The sequence below is a fragment of the Butyricimonas sp. genome (assembly GCF_019423355.1).
GTDB lineage: Bacteria > Bacteroidota > Bacteroidia > Bacteroidales > Marinifilaceae > Butyricimonas > Butyricimonas faecihominis.
In genome coordinates, this window is record NZ_JAHZBP010000004.1 from 85,848 (window position 1) to 106,445 (window position 20,598).

Sequence of the window (20,598 nt, forward strand, 5' to 3'; positions counted from 1 at the left end):
GACTAAAAACAGATAACGAGATGAAGACAATATATAAAATAGCCCGCACGGAGTTGCAAACCTTGTTTTACTCTCCGATTGCGTGGTTGATTCTGGTGATATTCACCTTTCAAGCGAGTATGGCGTTTACGAACGGCTTGGCGGGTAACGTGAGAAGTCAGGAATTGGGGTACGGGCTTTACAACGTGACGATGGGCGTCTTTGCCGGATGGCGGGGGATGTTTATCGCGATGCAGCAATACTTGTATCTTTATATTCCGTTGTTGACCATGGGGTTGATGAGCCGGGAATTGAGTAGCGGATCGATCAAGTTGCTGTACTCTTCTCCGGTTACCAATACGCAGATTATTTTGGGAAAATATCTTTCTATGATGATATACAACTTGGTGTTGATGTGTATTCTGGCCGTGTACCTTGTATTTGCCGCTATTACTATAAAATCGGCAGACGTTCCCTTGATTCTTTCCGGTATGCTCGGGCTTTACTTGCTCGTGTGCGCGTACGCCGCAATCGGGTTATTCATGTCGAGTATTACTTCTTATCAGGTCGTGGCGGCCATGGGAACCTTGGCGGTGTTGGCGGTGCTGAACTTCGTGGGGGATATGTGGCAGGATATTGATTTCGTGCGTGATATAACGTATTGGCTGGCGATTAACGGTCGGGCGCAGGAGTTTATTAACGGTTTGATTTGTAGCGAGGATGTGCTCTATTTTGTGATCGTGGTGGCGTTGTTCCTTTTCCTTTCAATTATCCGCTTGCAGTCCCGGAGGCAGAAGACGACGTGGATGACGACCGTCGGGAAATACGGGAGTGTTATCGTGATCGCGATGTTGTTGGGATATATGACTTCCCGTCCGAAGCTGATGTGTTTTTATGACACGACAGCCACGAAACAACGGACGCTGACTCCTAATAGTCAGAGTATCGTGGTCCGGATGGATGGGGGATTGACGATGACGACTTTCGTGAATATATTGGAGGAGAACTATTGGGCCGGCTTACCCCGTAGCGTGAACGATGATCTAAGGCGTTTCAAGATGTACACCCGGTTTAAGCCGGAAATCAAAATGAAATACGTCTATTATTACGATAAGGCGAAGAATCCGGAACTGGATAAGGCTTATCCCAATTTGTCCGACCGGGAGCGAATGTTGAAACGGGCTGAAATCTGGAATTTGGATTCCAATATGTTTATGCGCCCGGAAGAGGTGAGAAAGATAGCTGATCTCGGACCGGAAGGGAATCGTTTCGTACGGTTACTGGAACGAGACAACGGGGAGAAGACATTCTTGCGGATATTCGATGACATTCAACGTTTTCCCTTCGAGACGGAAATCTCTGCCGCCTTCAAGCGGTTGGTGATGGAATTACCTCTTGTCGGTTTCGTGAAAGGACACGGAGAAAGGGATTGTATTCGGGAAGGAGACCGGGACTACAATCGTTTCGCTCAAGATAAACCGTTCCGCTATTCTTTGGTTAATCAAGGTTTTGACTTTACAGAAGTGACATTGGATAAGCCGATCCCGGAACAGGTGGATATTATCGTGATCGCGGACATGAGAACCCCGATGACGGTGGGTGAACGAGCAAATTTGGATGCTTATATCGCCCGCGGGGGGAATCTGTTGATCGCCGGGGAACCTCGTCGTCAGGAGTTTATGAACCCGTTGGTGGAATCTTTCGGCGTGCGGTTTATGCCGGGGCGCTTGGTGAAGAAGAGCGAGCATTTCCAGCCCGATTTTATTATCGCCACGCCGACCAAGGAGGCCGGAGAGTTTTCCTATATCTTTAACCAGATGATTCGCCGGGAATACGTGGTGACCATGCCGGGTACGACAGGATTGGAGTGTTTCGAGGATAAAGGATTTTCTATCACGCCTTTATTCGTGAGTGACACGATCGACAGTTGGAATGAATTGGAAACGGTTGATTTCTTAGATGATACGGTTTCTCTTAATCCTTCGATAGGAGAAGTTGAGCGTTCGTATGTCACGGCTTTGGCGATGTCCCGTCCGATGGGAGGGAAAGAACAACGCATTATTATCTTGGGTGATGCGGATTGCCTGAGTAACGGGGAAATCAGTATCGGGCGTAAGGATGTTGCCGCAGCAAACTACTCTTTAATATCCGGTTCTTTCTTCTGGTTATCCAATGAAGAGGTGCCGATTGACGTGCGCCGTCCTACCCCGCCTGATAATAAAGTGTACGTGAGCATGGATTGGATGTATTTCTGGAAAGTGGTACTCATGGGTGTTTGGCCCGGTCTGTTAGCTTTCTGGGCGATCTTTATATGGATTAGGAGACGAGGGCGATAAATAGAAGTGAAAATTTAGTATGGGGTAGATGTGTTATCTCATGTGAGTTTTCCTGTTGTGTTGGGATATCCCGGTTCTTTCCGGGGTATCCCTTAATTTTTTACTATTAATTTTATGTCATAAATTGAGTCGGATCGTGAATAATTTGTAGGTTAATGGGCTTTAAAAACATCAATAAATGCTATATTTACGACCTCTATTTTGTGTAAAGTGTTTAAATTGTAAAAGTGTTTATTATGTTATTACGCGGATGTTTAGTTATTTTGTTGTTAGGCGTGCAATTCGCTTTTGGACAACAGAAACCCAATCCGGATTGGGTGAATCAGAAGTTTTCCATGTTTATTCACTGGGGATTGTATTCGGAGTTGGGGGGAGTTTGGAAGGGACAACCGGTTCGTGCCGGGTATAGCGAGCAGATACAGTCTTTTGCCAAGATCCCGAAGGCGGAGTACGAGGCGGTGGCGAAAGAATTTGATCCGGAGAAATGGAATGCTGATTCCGTGGTGGCTTTGGCAAAGGCAGCGGGGATGAAGTCCATCGTGTTCACGTCGAAACATCATGACGGTTTTTGTATGTATCATTCCAAGTACACGAAGTATAATATCGTGGATGCAACCCCTTTCAAGCGGGACGTGATGAAAGAATTGTCGGATGCTTGCCGTCGGCAGGGGGTGAAGTTTGCGGTTTATTATTCGTTGATTGATTGGAATTTCCCCGGAAATGGTATTACCCCTCATAATGCGGATGCCATCTCGAAGGAACACCATGCGTTCAGTATGCATCAAGTGGAAGAGATCATGACAAATTACGGTCCGATTTCTGAAATTTGGTTTGACATGGGGTCTTTGAGCGGGCAACAGAGTAAAGAGTTGTATGACCTTGTGAGTCGTCTGCAACCGCAGTGTATGGTGAGTGGGCGTTTGGGAAATGACCGGGGAGACTTTGCCGTGATGGCGGATAATGCTTACCCGGATTACAAGATTGGAGTGCCTTGGCAGACGCCGGCCTCGTTTTTCGACGAGACATGGAGTTATCGCTCTTGGCAGGAACGGGGGAGTTTGGATAAAAAGATTGATGAGAAGTTACGTAGTTTAGTGAAGGTGGTAAGCCGTGGCGGTAATTTTTTACTGAACATTGGTCCGAGGGGAGATGGTTCCGTGGTAGAGTTTGAACGGGATGCCTTGTTAGCAATGGGGAAATGGATGAAACGTTACGGGGAAGGAATTTATAATACGACAGCTAATCCTTTTGATCATGCAGTTGAATGGGGGGACATTACTTGTAAGGGGACTAATCTCTACTTGTTTGTTGAGAAGATCCCGGCTAACCGGGAGATCATTTTGAACGGGTTGATCGGGAAAGCGAAAAAAGCAAGTTTGTTAGCTGACGGGAAGGCCTTGAACTTGAAACAGGATGGGCAGTCCGTGTCGGTAAATATTCCCGGGGATGTGAAACCGGACCGGGGCATGATTGTGGTGAAATTGGAATTTGCCGGAGCCTTCCGGGTTGTTCCCGACCAGATCCTTGAAACGAGTGAATTGTCGGCTGTGAATGCAATTCCCGTGTATGCTTATTCCAGCATGGATTATTATTCCAGTTTCCGGAGTACGGTTGGGTTTAGCTGGCATTTCAGAAAATCCGGAAAGACCATTACCCCGACAATTGTTTACACGGCAGGAGAGCAGGGAAAAGAACTCCGTTTGGTCATTGACGGGAAGGAGCAGGATGTGACTTTGGTTGGCGGGGAAGTACAGAAGTTGAATAACCACCCGGAGGGGATCACGTGGGGTAAGGTGTATATGTTCGATCCTCAAGAGGAACGCTTTAATGGTACGATTCTTGATCCGAAAGTAAATGCGGTAGCTTGGCGTTTGTGGGATGATTTTAAACCGGGAAAAGCCTTAAATATCCCAATGCAGGAGAAACAGTCGGTGCATATATTACACGAATTAACGAGTGATCGGGAGCAGGATGTACTGGTTGAATTAGGGGTTGCCGACGGGGTGCAGGTAGCCTTGAATGGTAAGGATGTGTTGTTGCGTACATATGTTGGCGGAATACCCCGGACAAATGAGGTGATAAAACTACATTTGAAGAAGGGAAATAATCAGTTGGTCGTGAAGTTACACAATCGTTACGGGACAGAAGTAACCTATTTGATGAATCCGAACGTGAAACAAGAAGAGTATAAACTTCGTTTGAAATCAATGAAGCTTTACTCCGAGGAAATTCACGATTGCAGTCTTGGAATGGCTCATCCTGCCAACAAGAATAGCGATATGGGATTACGGGATATACGAGTAGAATTAGAATAATAAAATATAGATATGAAAAAGAGATTACGTAAGAAATTACATAGGGGAGAGTTCCGGGAACTGGGATTTTCTTTTGATGCCAAATTCAAGGTAGATACGGAAATGCAAGTGGTTGAAGCATGGTTACAGGAGTTAGCAAGCTTGTTGAATTCTCATTCTTTGGAAATGGGGGGAGGTTGGAATTCCAATGTTTGTGGGGGATTCATTACCCGTGAACGAGGTAGTGTTACTCCGGAAGAACAGGACATCGTACGGAAATGGTTTGATGAACACGGGCAGAATTTGGAATCCGTTACTGTCGGTGAGTTGAAAGATGCCTGGTACGGGTGGTAAAAAAACACCGATCAGTTTTCATTTCATTATAAAATATTATATTTTTGTCTGCGCTTGGGGCTGTATTTACAGCCCCAAGTTTGTAAGGTTCTCGTGGGTTGTTTATGCTCAACTTCTTTTCAGGGTTAACATGAATCGTGTATGTGATTTTATTGGTTGAAAGAACTTTACGGGTATTTTCCGTTATGGCGAGATGACTAGAAAACTGATTATATGAGAACAAAATTTTATTTACCTTTTATTGCTTTAGCATTGATAGCTACAAGTTGCAATAGTAAAAAAGAGGCGACCAAGGAAAGTGGAATCCGCCTCGCGAATCTGGATCAAACGATTAATCCGAGAAATGATTTTTACCAGTATGCGTGTGGAGGCTGGATGAAAGCGAACCCGCTCACGGATGAGTATTCAAGTTTCGGTTCATTCGATCAATTGGCCGAAAATAATCGTACCCAGATCAAAGGATTGATCGAGGAATTGGCTAAAAAACAATCTCAGCCGGGCAGTATCACCCAGAAAATCGGGGATTTGTATAATATCGCCATGGATAGTGCTAAGTTGAATGCGGACGGGGTTGCCCCGATTAAAGAATACTTGGATAAATTGGCGGCAATCAAAGATAGAAATGGTTTATCTCAGGAGATAGCAACTATGCACCGGGATGGTTTCGGACCTTTCTTCGGTTTGTACGTGGGGGCTGACGACATGAACAGTTCTATGAACATGGCCCAGTTGTATCAAGGAGGTTTAAGCTTGGGGGAACGTGAATATTATTTGGATGATGATGACCATACAAAGGAAATTCGCACGAAGTTTGAAGAACACGTGGGTAAGATGTTCCAATTGGCCGGGTTTACTGCGGAAGAAGCTCAAAAAGCGGCAAAGAATGTGATGAAGGTCGAGACTCGTTTGGCTGAAGCTTCTAAGTCTGCCGTGGAATTGCGTGACCCGTACGCGAATTACAATAAAATTACAGTGGCACAATTGAAGAAAGAAGTTCCGTCAATAGATTGGGATGCTTATTTCACGACGATCGGGTTGAAAGATTTGCAGGATGTGAACGTGGGACAAATGAATGAGATCAAAACGGTTGCCGATTTATTGAAAAAAGAAGATTTGGATGTATTGAAGGCTTATTTACAGTGGAATGTGATTAATACGGCATCTTCTTATTTGAGTGATAACTTTGTTGCACAGAACTTTGATTTTTATGGAAGAACTCTTTCCGGAACGAAAGAGATGCAACCTCGATGGAAACGTGCCGTTAGCGCTGTGAATGGCGTGCTGGGAGAGGCCGTCGGACAAATGTATACCGAAAAATATTTCCCTGCCGCGGCTAAAGAGCGTATGATTAAGTTGGTTGGAAACTTGCAGAAAGCTTTGGGAGAACGGATTCAAGGATTGGAATGGATGAGTGAAGAGACAAAAGCGAAAGCTTTGGAAAAATTGGCCGCATTCCATGTAAAAGTGGGTTATCCTGATAAATGGAGAGATTATTCCAATCTGGAAATAAAGAATGATTCTTACTGGGCGAATATTATTCGTTCCAATCATTTCGATCATGATAAAATGATTGCCAAGGCAGGTAAACCGGTCGATAAGGACGAATGGTTGATGACCCCGCAAACTGTAAATGCTTATTATAATCCGACGACGAACGAAATTTGTTTCCCGGCAGCTATTCTTCAGTATCCGTTCTTTGACATGAACGCGGATGATGCTTGTAATTATGGTGCTATTGGAGTTGTTATCGGTCACGAAATGACTCATGGTTTTGATGATCAAGGGCGTCAATATGATAAGGATGGAAACTTGAAAGACTGGTGGACTCCGGAGGATGCCAAGAATTTCAAGGAAAGAGCCCAAGTGTTAGTAGACTATTTTGGAAATATCGAGGTGTTACCGGGCTTGAAAGCGAATGGAGAACTGACGTTAGGTGAAAATATCGCTGACCATGGTGGTTTGCAGGTGTCATTCTTGGCATTACAGAAAGCGATGGCTGAAAACCCGCTTGGAAAAGACGAGCATGGTTTCACCCCAGAACAACGTTTCTTCTTGTCATACGCTAATGTTTGGGCAGATAACACCCGTGATGAACAAATCCGTTTGCAAACGAAATCCGATCCTCACTCTTTGGGACGGTGGCGTGTGAATGCAGCACTTCCTCACATCAGTATGTGGTATGACGCGTTTGGCGTGAAAGAAGGTGATGCATTGTATTTGCCGGTTGAAAAGAGAGCTTCTATCTGGTAATAGGTGGTTTTTATGATATTGATTCCCCGGGTTGGCTATGCTGATTCGGGGAATGTTTTTTAGGGGTATCTCGCCTGTATTACAGTATACTTGCGTCGGTGTCTCGTTAGTAGGTTAACGAAAGGTTAACGAAAGGTCAACGATAGGTTAACGGTGTGGACTATCAATTTATGGGCGATATTTTCTTCATATATCATGTATATATACAGGAGACACCGAGGAGTGTACGGCGAGACTACTAAGCGTGTCTAAGGAAGGTATAAATCGGGAAGGGGCTAGGAACTAGGATTGTTGCCTGCATGGATTTGTTTTTAACCAAAAAATAATTTATATTTGCTTGATACTAAAATTAAAAGGGTTATGGACATAGTTAAGCGAGATCAGTTTATTGCTCTTTGGAAGAAATATTTCAATGATGCGGAACTTCCTGTTGCATTTTATTATTCAAAGGAAAATAATAACGCCACGATCGTGAAGAAGGCGATGGGGCATACTTGTATCATAGCCCAGCTTGGGCGAGTTCGTAAAGGTGAATCGCTTTGTTTTTTACCGGATTCGGTGGGATGTGGCGGGGGAAAGTTTTACTTGGGATTCAGTAAAAGTATGAGGGAGGGATTCGAATATTTCCTGTCTCACGGGGAAAACACGCCTCACTGCGAGCGCTATAAACGGACCCCAGAACAGGTGAATGCTTTCTTGAAGACGATCCATGAACTTCCGAGAAAAGGTGATTGTCTGGTGTTTAAACGTTGGGATCACTTGACGGAGCAAGACGAGCCGGAGGCTGTGTTTTTCTTTGCCCCGGCGGATGTTATCTCTGGGCTTTTCACCTTAGCCGGTTTTGACAGTTCGAAACAGGAGGCAGTGATTTCTCCTTTTGGGGCCGGCTGTACCTCTATTATTTACTATCCTTACCGGGAACAAATAGAGGGTACGAAAAGAGCGGTGCTTGGGATGTTCGACCCGTCGGCAAGGTTATGTACGGGTAGTAATCTATTGTCTTTTGCCGTGCCGATCTCGAAATTCATGGAGATGATTGACCAGATGGAGGAGAGTTTCCTGATCACGAACACGTGGAAGATGATGCAAAAACGGATGTGATGGATGTGAAACGGGGAGCCCGGTTATGCGTCTCGTTTTATGAGATGTTTGCGGCTTCCGCTCTTGCCGTGTCCTTTGCCTGCGGGCTGATTATGTTCATTTACCGGATGAAATCATCGGCCGTAGTGGCGGTGATCATTGTGGCTACCTTTTGGTTCAAGGTAGCCACGATGGTATTCATCCGGTTTACTACAAAACGGAAATCAGGACGTTTTTTCTATTATTACAAGAACGTGGGGATGTCGATCCGGTGGCTTTGGGGTATGGCTTTGGTGTTTGATTTCCTGACGTACGTGGTCTGTATGTTAATCGCTTATCAATTGTAATCATGCATACGCTTGATGTAAGTAATCTCCACTTGGAATACGGGTTTAAGCGTGTCCTGTGGGATACTTGCCTGCACTGTGAAACGGGGCAGGTCGTCGGTATTCTTGGCCGGAACGGGGGTGGAAAAAGTTGTCTGATGCAAGTTATTTACGGGGGATTGAGATTGAAGGATCAATATGTGGCTATTGACGGAAGGGTTTTGTTGACAAGAGAAAGGCGCCCGGAGGATATGCGTTATCTTTTACAACAGAGTTTCGTGCTACCGGGTTTGTCTGTAAAACAGGTGTTTGATGATTTCGGGGTGGCGTTCGAGAGTTTCGTGGAGGACTTTCCCGATTTTGTAGGGACAGCCCGAAAGCGAATGAAGACTTTTTCCACGGGGGAGCGAAGGATGATTGAGGTGTACGCGGTTCTGGCCTCGGATTCGAAATTTTGTTTGTTGGATGAGCCGTTCTCTTTTATGATGCCCCTGCACGTGCAGAAAATGAAAGAGGTGATCCGGCGGGAGAAAGAACGGAAAGGGATTGTAATTACCGACCACTATTTCGAGGACGTGATAGATATTAGTGACGAGTTATTTATATTGAGAAGTGGTAAAACTTGGCGGGTCAATGGACGTGAGGATCTCGAATTGTTAGGATATATAAGGAATACAGATGGAATTCAAGATAGATGAACAGACGTTGAACGATCTGGAGTTGTTCAATCAAGCTTTGGACGGGAAAAGTATTTTCTCTTGTTTCAATACCGCTTGCTCTGACGGGGGTAAGGCTTGTATAAGAAAGATGTTAGAAAGGCCGTTGACAGATGTCAATAAAATTCGGGGTCGAGTAGAGGCGATTCGCTATCTGGGGCAATTGCCATTCTTTCTGGATATTCGTCGGGAAGAATTGAGTTTTATCGAGGTTTACCTGCAACAGGAGGATGTGCCTCAACGCAGTATGTATCATTTAACGAGTCGGGCGGTGAAAGGATGGTTGAAACCGGATAACGATTGTTATCTGCGCCAACGTGCAGTCCCGTATCTTGGGCGGCTTATCCGTGAGTTGGGGACTTTTATGGACGAGTTGCCAGCGGGGAGAGTGCCGGAGGTGGTAAGGGATATGCAACAGAGGGTGAAAGAAACGCTTGCCCGTGAAGGGATGCAATACTTGGTGAACCAGAAAAAAGATTCTTTTTGGACACGAGAAAGTCTGGACCTTTATTTTCGAGGGAAGGAACTTGATGGGGTTCGTGTTGTGCTGGATACCTTATATATGCTGGATGCTTTACGATCGTTGGGGATTATGACTAAAGGGAAGGAGTTGACGTTTCCGATTTTCACGGAAAGTGGGAGAATGGTGAGGATCGAGGGATTGTATCACTTGTTTTTGGAGAATCCGGTAAAGAATGATGTTTTGCTTGACGAACGGCAACATCTATGTTTCCTGACAGGGCCGAATATGGCGGGAAAATCAACTTGCATGAAGGCTTTCGGGGTGGCGGTTTATCTGGCTCATTGCGGCTTTCCCGTACCGGCAGATCGGATGGAATTGTCCGTGTTTAAAGGGTTATTTACCACGATTAATTTGTCGGATAATCTGTCATTGGGATACAGTCATTATTATAATGAGGTTGCCCGGGTAAAATATATCGTGGAACAGGTGCGGGATTTACAGGAAGTGGTGGTGGTTTTTGATGAACTATTCCGGGGAACTAACGTGAAGGATGCGTATGATGCCTCTTGTGCGGTGATTGGTGGATTGGCCCGGTTGGCATATGGGGTGTTTATGATTTCCACGCATATTGTCGAGGTGGCGGAATTTTTGAAACCGTTTCCTTCGGTATGTTTCCGTTTCTTTGAAATAGACATGACGACGGGAGAACCCCGTTACACCTATCGCTTGCGGGAAGGAGTTTCCGACGAACGGATCGGGATGTATATTTTGAAGAAAGCGGGGGTGGTGGATTTGATAGAATCGTTATGAACAAGTGAATACAGAAAAAAATCATGAATTATTCTTTACTTGTTTGTTATCATTAGAATTATTTCTATTTTTGTGTTTGTAAAATGTTTCTTCGGGGCAGGGTGCAACTCCCTACCGGCGGTTATAGTCCGCGACTCCCTTTCGAGGGACTGATTCAGTGAAATTCTGAAACCGACGGTTAAAGTCCGGATGATAGAGGAGATATTTAGTTGTAATTGATATTATATTAATACAATATAAATTTATGCCCCGAATGTGTATGCATTCGGGGCATTTTTGTTTAAAGGAGGTTTTGAACATGGTGAGACAGGAAGACATTGAATACATGCGACGGGCGATGGAGCTTGCCGAACGGGGAGTAGGATTCACGAATCCGAATCCGATGGTGGGAGCCGTGATCGTGAAAGGGGGAAAGGTAATCGGGGAAGGATGGCACGAGAGATGCGGAGAATGGCACGCGGAGAGGAATGCTTTCAAGAATTGTACGGCTCCCGCGGAGGGAGCCACGATGTACGTGACATTGGAACCTTGTTGCCATTATGGAAAGACCCCGCCTTGCACGGAGGCCATTATTGAACACGGGATTGCCCGGGTGGTGGTCGGGATGGAAGATCCGAACCCGTTGGTGGCAGGGAAAGGTATTGCTTTGTTAAGAGAGGCTGGGATAGAGGTGGTTTGCGGGGTTGAGGAAGAGGCTTTGCGGGAACAGAATCGAGTATTTTTGAAATATATATCGACAAAGTTGCCTTGGGTGGCAATGAAGACCGCGATGACGCTGGACGGGAAGATTGCGACCCGGACGGGAGATTCGAAATGGATCACGGGAGCGGAAGCGCGAGCTTACGTGCATGAATTGCGGCATCGTTTTATGGCAATCGTAGTGGGAATCGGGACGGCCGTGGCGGACGATCCTTTATTGAATTGCCGGATTGAGGGGCGTGGTGTCAGACAGCCAATACGAGTGGTGGTAGATAGTAATGCCCGTTTGTCTTTGGATAGCCAGCTCGTGAAAACGGCCGGAGAGTATCGTACTATCGTGGCTCATACCCGTTTCGCTCCGGAAGAGAGAGTGAAAGCTTTGCGAGAGACGGGTGTGGAGATGTTACTTTGCAAGGAGAAGGAAGGACTTGTGGATGTCAGGAACTTGTTGGAATTGTTGGGGCAGTCTGGAATTGATTCCATCTTGTTAGAAGGAGGAGGAAGTTTGAATTACACGTTTTTGGCGGAGGGGCTTGCGGATGAATTGTATGCTTTTATTGCCCCGAAGATCGTGGGGGGAATGAATGCCAAGACTCCGGTAGAAGGTGCAGGGATGGAGAAAATGGCTGATGCTATTAACCTTGAATTGGAAAACGTACTGAACATCGGTCATGATGTCCTTTTAAAACTAAAAGTTAAAAACTAAAAGATAATAGATTTCGTGATTAAAAAAGTGAGGGCATTGAGCGAGGAAATCTAAAATCATAAATTGTAAATCTAAAATTAAGATGTTTACAGGTATAATCGAAGAAATAGGAACCATACGGGGTATCAAGCGGGGAAACCGGAGCGTGGTGCTGGAGGTGCAGGCAAAGAAGGTGTTGGAGGATTTACACGTGGGAGATAGTATTGCCACGAATGGGGTTTGCCTGACCGTGATCTCTTTTGCTAACGGGAGTTTCTGTGCAGATGTGATGCCGGAGACGATGCAGCGTAGCAATTTAGGAGAGCTGCACGTAGGGGACCGGGTGAATCTGGAGAGAGCATTGACGTTGAACGGGCGTTTGGGGGGACATATCGTGTCGGGCCATGTTGACGGGTTGGGGAAGATTGTCGGGAGAGAGAAAGACGAGAATGCCATTTGGATCATGATTTCAGCCCCGGCAGAGCTGTTGCGGTATATCGTGGACAAAGGTTCTATCACGATTGACGGGATAAGCCTAACGGTCGTGGCCGTGACGGATACGGGTTTTACGGTTTCTATTATTCCTCACACGCAGGATGAAACGACGTTAGTGAAGAAAAAGATTGGTGACGTGGTGAACCTTGAAAATGACGTGATTGCCAAATACGTGGAGAAGTTAATGCGTCCGGCAGCCCCGGTAGAGCCTAAAGGCGGGTTGACGTTGGATTTCTTGTTAGCGAATGGATTCTAGGGAAGTTAAAAGGTAAAAACTAAAAGATATAAAATAAAGAAAACTAGATATGGAAGAATTTAAATTTAGTACGATTGAAGAGGCTGTTGCAGATTTGAGAGCCGGAAAGATGATTATCGCCGTGGATGACCCGGATCGGGAGAACGAGGGAGATTTGATTTGTGCGGCCGAGTTTGCGACGTTGGAGAACGTGAACTTCATGGCTTCTTATGCTAAAGGATTGATTTGTATGCCGATGAGCAAGGCTTTGACCACGAAGTTGGGGTTGGAACAGATGGTTGCCACGAACACGGATAACCATTGCACGGCGTTCACGGTGTCAATCGATCACGTGGACACGACCACGGGTATTTCCGCGTTGGAGCGTTCCGTGACCGCGATGAAAGCGGTAGAGGATAATGCGAAACCGGAAGATTTCCGTCGTCCGGGACACATGTTCCCGTTGGAGGCAAAGAAGGGGGGCGTGCTGGAGCGTATGGGACACACGGAGGCCACGGTGGACTTGATGCGAATTGCTGGGTTGAAAGAGTGTGGCTTATGTTGCGAGATTATGCGAGAGGATGGAACGATGATGCGTACACCGGAGTTGAAGGAGTTTGCTAAAGCGCATGGAATGAAAATGATTACAGTGTCGGACTTGATTACCTATCGTCGGAAAACAGAAATTTTGGTGGAACGGGTAACCGAGGCTGATATGCCAACAAAATACGGGGACTTCAAAGCCTACGGGTATGTGAACAAGATTAACGGGGAACATCATATCGCTTTGGTGAAAGGTGACGTGACAGATGGGGAACCGGTATTGTGTCGGGTACATTCGGAGTGTTTGACGGGAGACGTGTTTGGTTCTTTGCGTTGTGATTGTGGAGACCAGTTGGCTGAGGCTATGCGTCGAATCGGAGAGAGAGGCCGGGGAGTATTGTTGTACATGCGTCAGGAAGGCCGGGGTATCGGTTTGATTAATAAATTGAAGGCTTATCATTTGCAGGATGAGGGGATGGATACCGTGGAGGCGAATATCGCTCTTGGGTTTAAGGCCGATTTGCGTGAATACGGTACCGGGGCAGAGATTTTGGCAGATCTGGGTGTGAAAAAAATGATCTTGATGACGAATAACCCGTTAAAAATTAATGGTTTGACCGGATACGGTATTGAAATCGTGGGACGTGAGCCGATTGAAATGACTTGTAACGAGAAGAACGAGTTTTATATGTACACGAAGTACAAGAAGATGGGACACATGATCCACGTGCGTCAACGGGAAGAGATCGAGAAATTGAAAGAAGGATTAGAAAACAAATAAATATAAAGACTATGAATTTACTGGAAGGGAAATTACTGGCAGAAGGCCAACGAATTGGTATCGTTGCAGGACGTTTTAATGAGTTTATCACGAGTAAATTGTTGGGTGGAGCGTTGGATGCTTTCAAACGTCATGGCGGAGATGAGGCAAATATTGACTTGGCTTGGGTTCCGGGTGCTTTTGAAATTCCGTTAGTGGCTAAGAAGATGGCCGAGACGAAAAAGTATGATGCCGTTGTTTGCTTGGGTGCCGTGATTCGTGGGGCAACTCCTCATTTCGATATGGTGGCTAACGAGGCAACCAAGGGGATTGCTAATGTCGGGCTGCAAACGGGAACCCCGATTATCTTCGGTGTCCTGACTACCGACACGATCGAACAAGCTGTTGAAAGAGCCGGAACAAAAGCCGGAAATAAAGGTTTCGAGGCGGTAACTACGGCTATCGAAATGATTAATTTGTTGAAACAGATTTGATTTTTATAAATTGGAAAGAGGTTACCGTCTCGGATTTAATCCGAGACGGTTTTTTAGTTTTTGGGTCATTCATATATCTAAGAGTTCTCTAATTTCATTGATGGTGTATGTTTTCGCGTCACCATTTTGGGACTGATGCCATATAAATAGTAAAATTGTTCTTGTTTATTATTTTTACTCCTTTTCTATGGGCATTCTAACGGATGAATATCCCAATTCTCAGCTGGTTGGCAGACTGTTGGGCGACTGTTAGGCGCCATCGCCCGATTGTCGCCCGATCATCGCCCGATTATCGCCGCCATTTTAACAGGATATAAGTAAAAATAACATTGTCGGGATTCGGACGATGGAAAGCAATCGGGTGGCAACAGGGGAGCAACGATAAATTTTCGTGGCTACGTTGCCATAGGAATTTCCATAGATTAGGGTATATAGTTGCATTTTGATGAATTTATTCTCATGTTGCTGTTTGCTTTGTTTAAAAATGTTGTATATTTGTGATGCATATCATATTCGAGGGAGCAGTAAACCTGCTTCAATTTCAGTGGCAGGCATTTTTTTGTCTGCTGCTGTTGCCGATATTCGGTTCCGTACCCCCGTGGGGAGCATTAATGTGTCCCCAGCTTCCTCGAAGTGATATGCAACGGGTCAGGCGGGACCGTTCTTTTTGGAATACCCGTCTAAATTAATACATATTATTATGGAAGAAGATGTAAACCGTGTGTCTGCGGTAGACATGGAAGCACCCGGACGGGTAGCCAATCAGTTATCAATTGAGGAGAAACAAAAATTGATGGAGTATTATTCGAAACAACTCGAAATGATGTATCCGATTGCATCACCGGGAATGACGGATAAAGCGGGACTTGTGACTCTCCAGAAAAGAAACACGAGATTGATTGAAATGTTGACATTATTCGATCGGTCGTGGGCAGATGAAATTTCGGTGATTCAAAAAGCTGTTCTGCAATATTTGGCTACCGAGGGTATTTCTAAAAAGGAGCGGTTACGGATTGTAGAAGTATGGGGTGATTGGACTACTTTTTTGTTAGATAATTCTCGCTTTCGGGTGTTGCTTGGTCGATTTTTACAATATCATCAGCGTCAAGCGTGTGAATTGAATGAGTTATTGAAAACGGAGAATATGTCGTTGAATATAGACGGACAATCAATTAATAATCAGGATTATGGGGAATAGTGATTTTATCCCAGCATCGAATGTGTCGGAAAAATTTACAGGTGATGAATGTCTTTCCGATTCCTTAACCGAGAATCGTTTTTACCGACAAATGGTCGAGGATCTTAAAAAATGTAGCGTGGATTTGGTTTCTGAAGATCCGTTGGCAACGATCTATAATTGTATTTGTCATCTCAATAATCTTTTCCGGGTACTTCGTCGTCCATGGAGTATCGAGTGTGGAAAAATACAAAAAGCTTGTGCCTATTATGTCGCTAACGCTAAACAGTCAAAGCAAGAGAATGAGGCTGTTATTGATGCGTCAAATGGCTTTATATCTTCGATCTGTTATTTCACGGAATGGTATGATTTTATCTGTCAGATGCAACAATTCCTTTGTCATCAGGAAAAAGAACTGAAGCGGGTGTTTAAGCAACAGAAGCAAAAAGTTGTCAGTAATGATAAACCTGCCATGGAAGCCACGACTTATTGTATGACTGTGGGGAATAGTGAAATCTACGGTGTGACGTACGAGCAACTCGAAGAACTTTACAAGACGGTCGGTTTATTCATCAAGCGAGAAAAAGCTCCTTTTGATTGCAATATTAAAGGGTATAACAGATATCCGATTAGTATTGATAAGAGTATAAATTTTGATGCACGTAAGGAAGTGTTTTTTGTTGAATATGGTCTTGACACGTTTGAATCCAGTTTGAATTGTATGTCGGCAGATCAATTGAAAAGGGTGGCGGATATTATTTATGAATTCTTGAAAACGTATGGAGAGAATGGAGATCGGAAGGTTTGTTGGGATGTTGCGGATTATTCTCCTGTTGTGTCTGGTCGGGAAATTTATTTTAGAGTGAATGAAGATTCCCGAGCTTCACATTTCATGACACCACCTTATGTTCGAAAGCGTATTGATAAGGTGGAAGATCGGGGAGTAGAGATCAGTTACGATATTAATGTGAACGAATTGGAATCTGTAAATTTGTCTTTTGAGGAATTCATATCGTTTTATCGACAATTGGGGAGTTTTTTGAATTAGTGAGTCTATAAAACGAGGCTGTCCAAAAAGTCATTTTTCAAACTCCCTCCCGGCTTCGCCGTACTCCCTCTATAAACAGAGGGAGAGTTGAAATACTCCCTGTCTTCGGGAAGAGTCACCAGCTCCTCCTCTGTTTATAGAGGAGGTGGCACGAAGTGACGGAGGAGTTTTTTGAAATAAAATGACTTTTTGGACAGCCTCGTTAATGTTATTTGTAGTACCTTATTTCTTTTTCGGCATTTGTTTCATCCGTTGTTCCTGCATCCGTTGCATTTCTTCCAATTTCTGTTGGAATTTGGATTTCTTCACGGGTTTTGTTTTGGCGAGTTCTATTTGTTTCAATAATTTCTCGTCGTTTACGAATTTCCGGATAGCCCAAGTCTGAACAATCGTGATCAACGTGGCGATGAAGTAGTAGTAACTCAAACCGGATGAATAGCTGTTGAAGATGAACAGGAACATGATCGGCATGATATACATCATCGTCTGCATTCCTTTCATCTGGTCATTCTGCGGTTGGTTCTTACTGTTGTACCACATGTACAAGATGTTCGTGATCGTCATTAACAAACAGAACAGGCTGACATGGTTCCCGTAGAACGGAATGGTGAAGGGCAGCGTGGCGATGGAATCGTATGATGCCAAGTCGGTGGCCCACAGGAAACTCTTCTGGCGCAGTTCGATGGCTCCGGGGAAGAAGTAGAAGAGGGCAATCAAGATCGGCATCTGCAAAAGCATCGGTAAACATCCTCCCATGGGGTTCACTCCTGCCTTTTTGTACAATTTCATGACAGCTTGCTGGCGTTCCATGGCCTTATCGGCAGGGATTTTCTTGTTGATCTCGTCAATTTGCGGTTTCAAAACTCGCATCTTGGCCTGTGACATATACGATTTGTAAGTCAGCGGGAAAAGAACAAGTTTAATGATCAGGGTCAACAGTAAAATGATAAGACCGTAGTTCAAGGTCACGTGCGATTCCAAGAAGTTGAAGATTGGAATTACGACGTAACGGTTAAACCAAGCGATCCATTTCCAACCCAAGTTAATCAACTGGGGAAGTTCAATATCTTTGCCGTATTCTCTTAGGACCGGATAGGAGTTCGGACCGAAAAAGAAACGCATATCGTATTTTTCAATGGCTTTCCCGGAGTAAGGTAATGAAATTTCAGCATCTGCCGTTTTCAAAAAGCCCGGGTTCGTGTTGTTGGCCGTGGAGACCAACACGTTCGGGAATGACTCTTTTGCGATAAGTACGGAGGAAAAGAATTGTTGTTTGTAAGCCACCCATTTCACGCTCGTAGGCAGGTCTACTTTCTCGTCTCCAGTCAGGGAAAGATGTTCTACATCATTGTTTGAGAAGTTATAGTATACCCCGGTATAACGGCTTTCAAAGTCTCTACTTTTTTCAAGTTGAGGCATATCCACTCCCCAGTATAGCGTGAGGAAGTTCGTGTTCGAGGCAATAACGTCATTCAGATTGTACGTGTTGATGTTGAAATCAACCATGTAAGAATCCGGGGCTAATTTGTACTCGAATTCGAGGTATTTATTTTCATCCACGTAAGCACGCATCGTGAGTACTTGTTCGGCCGCCTCGGCATTCAGTTCTTTTTGACTCGTGTTGGGAACGAAAATCAGATCTGCCGTGTTGATTTGCTTGTTCCGGGCGTAGAAATTCAGGCCCATGGAACTCTTGTGGTCTTTCCACAGAATCAACGGGAGAGAGTCGTGTGTGCGATATCCTTTCAAGTCCACGTAGTCAATGCATCCCCCTTTGGTGTTGATGTGTAATTTGATTTTGTTGTTTTCTAGAGTGTATTGTTCTACCGGCAGTGAATCTTGTTTGAATATGGCCTCTGTTCCGGCTTGCTGTGCTTCTGTATTTTGTTGTTGTGCTGCAAAATCTGCCTGACGTTCTTTCTCCAATGCAGCGGCCCGTTGGGCTTCAACCCGTGCAATGGAGTCCCGGACATGCATGGCTTTCAGTTCCTCTTTGGAAGGACTCATGAAATAAGAGTAGCCGATTAGTATGAGCGCGATGACTACTAAACCGGTTATTGTATTTCTATCCATATTTTAATTTTAGGTTTTTAATTTTTAACTGTTATCTTTTAGTTTTTATCTTTTAACTTTTATGATAGACAGGCTTTCACAAACGCCACGAATAGAGGATGCGGGTTGGTTACCGTACTCTTGTATTCGGGGTGGAACTGTGTACCCACGAACCATTTATGGGTCGGGATTTCCACGATCTCAGTTAATCCCGTGTCCGGATTAACTCCTGTCGTGATCATTCCGGCCTGTTCGAATTGTTCGGTGTATTTGCCGTTGAATTCGTAACGATGGCGGTGTCTTTCCTCAATATCTTTTGTCCCGTAGGCCTCGATAGCTTTAGATCCTTCTTTCAGCACGCATTTGTATGCTCCCAGACGCATGGTTCCCCCTTTGTCTGTAACTTCTTTCTGAGACTCCATCAAGTCGATAACCGGGTATTTGGTTTTCGGGGCCATTTCCGTGGAATCGGCTCCCTCCAAGTGAAGCACGTTACGAGCGTATTCGATAACGGCCATTTGCATACCCAAGCATATTCCTAGGAAAGGGATATTGTTGGTACGGGCGTATTCGATAGCAAGAAGTTTTCCTTCAATTCCTCGTTGTCCGAATCCGGGAGCCACGAGAATACCGTCAACATCTTTGAATATGTCACACACGTTTTCCACGTTGATGTCGTGAGCGCTGTGTACCCATTTAATATTTACCTTACAATCGTTAGCCGCCCCGGCGTGGATGAATGATTCCACGATAGATTTATAGGCATCGTGTAACTCCACGTATTTTCCGACGAGAGCGATGGTGACTTTGCGATTATAGTTTTTGAATTTGTACAGGAAACGTTCCCATGATTCCAAATCCGGCTCGTGTTTTAAAGGTAATCCAAGCTGGGAAAGAACGATTTCATCCAGTTTTTCTTCCCGCATTTTGATCGGTACCTTGTAAATAGTGTCAACGTCTATGGATTGGATAACGGCTTTCGGGTCAACATTACAGAAAAGAGCAACTTTTCTTCTCAGATCAGAGCCCAGTTCATGTTCGGTGCGCAACACGATGATGTCCGGCTGTACCCCGTTTTCGAGAAGGGCTTTAACCGAGTGCTGCGTGGGTTTGGTTTTCAACTCGCCTGAGGCACTCAAGTAGGGAACCAAAGTCAAATGGATGAACACGGATTTTTCGCCCAGCTCCCAGCGTAACTGGCGAACGGCCTCGATGAACGGTAAGGATTCGATGTCTCCTACCGTACCCCCGATTTCCGTGATTACCACGTCGTAATCCCCTTTTGCCCCGAGGAGTTTTATATTTCGTTTGATTTCATCCGTGATGTGCGGGATGATTTGTACCGTTTTCCCGAGATAATCACCGCGACGTTCTTTCGTGATCACGTTTTGGTAGATACGTCCAGTCGTGATGTTGTTCGCTTGGGACGTCGGGATATTCGTGAACCTTTCGTAGTGTCCCAAGTCCAGATCGGTTTCTGCCCCGTCATTGGTCACGTAACATTCGCCGTGTTCATAAGGATTCAAGGTTCCGGGATCGACATTGATATACGGGTCCAATTTCTGGTTTGCAACTTTATAACCTCTTGATTGAAGCAGTTTTGCTAATGAGGAAGCAATAATTCCTTTTCCTAAAGAAGAAGCAACTCCACCCGTAACGAAAACATATTTTGTTGACACGATATAAATATTTTATAGTTATTTCTATATTATACATCCAACGGTTTGAAAATACTTGAACTTTTTGTTATTCAATGAATAACAATCAAATGGAACAAGTATGTTGAAACTTAACGACAAAAG

16 protein-coding genes and 1 riboswitch are annotated in these 20,598 nt (G+C 44.8%); of the genes, 14 read left to right on the forward strand and 2 right to left on the reverse strand.

Features of this window, described 5'->3' with window-relative positions; translation table 11 throughout:
- The first annotated feature begins 20 nt into the window (after window positions 1-20).
- The 14 genes from QVC79_RS06870 to QVC79_RS06935 all read left to right on the forward strand — a co-directional run bounded on the left by QVC79_RS06870 (window position 21) and on the right by QVC79_RS06935 (window position 16,744).
- Window positions 21-2,315 (forward strand): Gldg family protein, encoded by a 2,295-nt coding sequence (locus QVC79_RS06870; RefSeq protein ID WP_270592131.1) that lies wholly within the window; start codon window positions 21-23, stop codon window positions 2,313-2,315.
- 236 nt (window positions 2,316-2,551) lie between these two features.
- Window positions 2,552-4,630 (forward strand): alpha-L-fucosidase, encoded by a 2,079-nt coding sequence (locus tag QVC79_RS06875; RefSeq protein ID WP_270592133.1) that lies wholly within the window; start codon window positions 2,552-2,554, stop codon window positions 4,628-4,630.
- Window positions 4,631-4,642: 12 nt separating this feature from the next.
- Window positions 4,643-4,963, forward strand: a complete 321-nt coding sequence (locus QVC79_RS06880) for a 50S ribosome-binding protein YggL (RefSeq protein ID WP_270592137.1) — start codon at window positions 4,643-4,645, stop codon at window positions 4,961-4,963.
- A 213-nt stretch (window positions 4,964-5,176) separates the two neighbouring features.
- Window positions 5,177-7,213 carry a M13 family metallopeptidase gene (locus tag QVC79_RS06885; protein WP_270592139.1) on the forward strand — a complete coding sequence of 679 codons (2,037 nt, stop codon included), beginning with the start codon at window positions 5,177-5,179 and terminating at the stop codon, window positions 7,211-7,213.
- 360 nt (window positions 7,214-7,573) lie between these two features.
- On the forward strand, window positions 7,574-8,314 hold the full coding sequence (locus tag QVC79_RS06890) for a DUF169 domain-containing protein (protein ID WP_124317789.1): 741 nt from the start codon (window positions 7,574-7,576) through the stop codon (window positions 8,312-8,314).
- Window positions 8,314-8,640 carry a hypothetical protein gene (locus QVC79_RS06895; RefSeq protein WP_270592144.1) on the forward strand — a complete coding sequence of 109 codons (327 nt, stop codon included), beginning with the start codon at window positions 8,314-8,316 and terminating at the stop codon, window positions 8,638-8,640. The genes QVC79_RS06890 and QVC79_RS06895 overlap by 1 nt, the downstream gene beginning before the upstream one ends.
- A 2-nt stretch (window positions 8,641-8,642) precedes the next feature.
- Window positions 8,643-9,317 carry an ATP-binding cassette domain-containing protein gene (locus tag QVC79_RS06900; protein ID WP_124317791.1) on the forward strand — a complete coding sequence of 225 codons (675 nt, stop codon included), beginning with the start codon at window positions 8,643-8,645 and terminating at the stop codon, window positions 9,315-9,317.
- A complete protein-coding gene (locus QVC79_RS06905) occupies window positions 9,298-10,608 on the forward strand; it encodes a MutS-related protein (protein WP_270592146.1) in 1,311 nt (436 codons plus the stop codon). The genes QVC79_RS06900 and QVC79_RS06905 overlap by 20 nt, the downstream gene beginning before the upstream one ends.
- Before the next feature lie 83 nt (window positions 10,609-10,691).
- Window positions 10,692-10,813, forward strand: a riboswitch (FMN riboswitch).
- Window positions 10,814-10,906: 93 nt separating this feature from the next.
- On the forward strand, window positions 10,907-12,013 hold the full coding sequence (gene ribD, locus QVC79_RS06910) for a bifunctional diaminohydroxyphosphoribosylaminopyrimidine deaminase/5-amino-6-(5-phosphoribosylamino)uracil reductase RibD (RefSeq protein ID WP_270592147.1): 1,107 nt from the start codon (window positions 10,907-10,909) through the stop codon (window positions 12,011-12,013).
- A gap of 82 nt (window positions 12,014-12,095) precedes the next feature.
- Window positions 12,096-12,743, forward strand: a complete 648-nt coding sequence (locus QVC79_RS06915) for a riboflavin synthase (RefSeq protein WP_124317306.1) — start codon at window positions 12,096-12,098, stop codon at window positions 12,741-12,743.
- A gap of 49 nt (window positions 12,744-12,792) precedes the next feature.
- The gene (locus QVC79_RS06920; protein ID WP_270592151.1) at window positions 12,793-14,046 is read left to right on the forward strand and encodes a bifunctional 3,4-dihydroxy-2-butanone-4-phosphate synthase/GTP cyclohydrolase II; all 1,254 of its coding nucleotides are present in this window, start codon (window positions 12,793-12,795) and stop codon (window positions 14,044-14,046) included.
- Between the two features lie 11 nt (window positions 14,047-14,057).
- The gene (gene ribH / locus QVC79_RS06925; protein ID WP_027202226.1) at window positions 14,058-14,519 is read left to right on the forward strand and encodes a 6,7-dimethyl-8-ribityllumazine synthase; all 462 of its coding nucleotides are present in this window, start codon (window positions 14,058-14,060) and stop codon (window positions 14,517-14,519) included.
- A gap of 700 nt (window positions 14,520-15,219) precedes the next feature.
- Window positions 15,220-15,717: a hypothetical protein gene (locus QVC79_RS06930; protein ID WP_270592154.1), complete on the forward strand. Its 498-nt coding sequence runs from the start codon at window positions 15,220-15,222 to the stop codon at window positions 15,715-15,717.
- Window positions 15,707-16,744, forward strand: coding sequence for a hypothetical protein (locus QVC79_RS06935; RefSeq protein WP_270592156.1), 1,038 nt, complete (start codon window positions 15,707-15,709; stop codon window positions 16,742-16,744). The genes QVC79_RS06930 and QVC79_RS06935 overlap by 11 nt, the downstream gene beginning before the upstream one ends.
- Before the next feature lie 222 nt (window positions 16,745-16,966).
- Here QVC79_RS06935 and yidC read toward each other — a convergent pair whose 3' ends face one another.
- Both yidC and pyrG read right to left on the reverse strand, forming a co-directional pair.
- Window positions 16,967-18,817 carry a membrane protein insertase YidC gene (gene yidC / locus QVC79_RS06940; protein ID WP_124317302.1) on the reverse strand — a complete coding sequence of 617 codons (1,851 nt, stop codon included), beginning with the start codon at window positions 18,815-18,817 and terminating at the stop codon, window positions 16,967-16,969.
- A 59-nt stretch (window positions 18,818-18,876) separates the two neighbouring features.
- A complete protein-coding gene (gene pyrG / locus QVC79_RS06945; protein WP_373289780.1) occupies window positions 18,877-20,484 on the reverse strand; it encodes a CTP synthase in 1,608 nt (535 codons plus the stop codon).
- Between the last annotated feature and the right edge of the window lie 114 nt (window positions 20,485-20,598).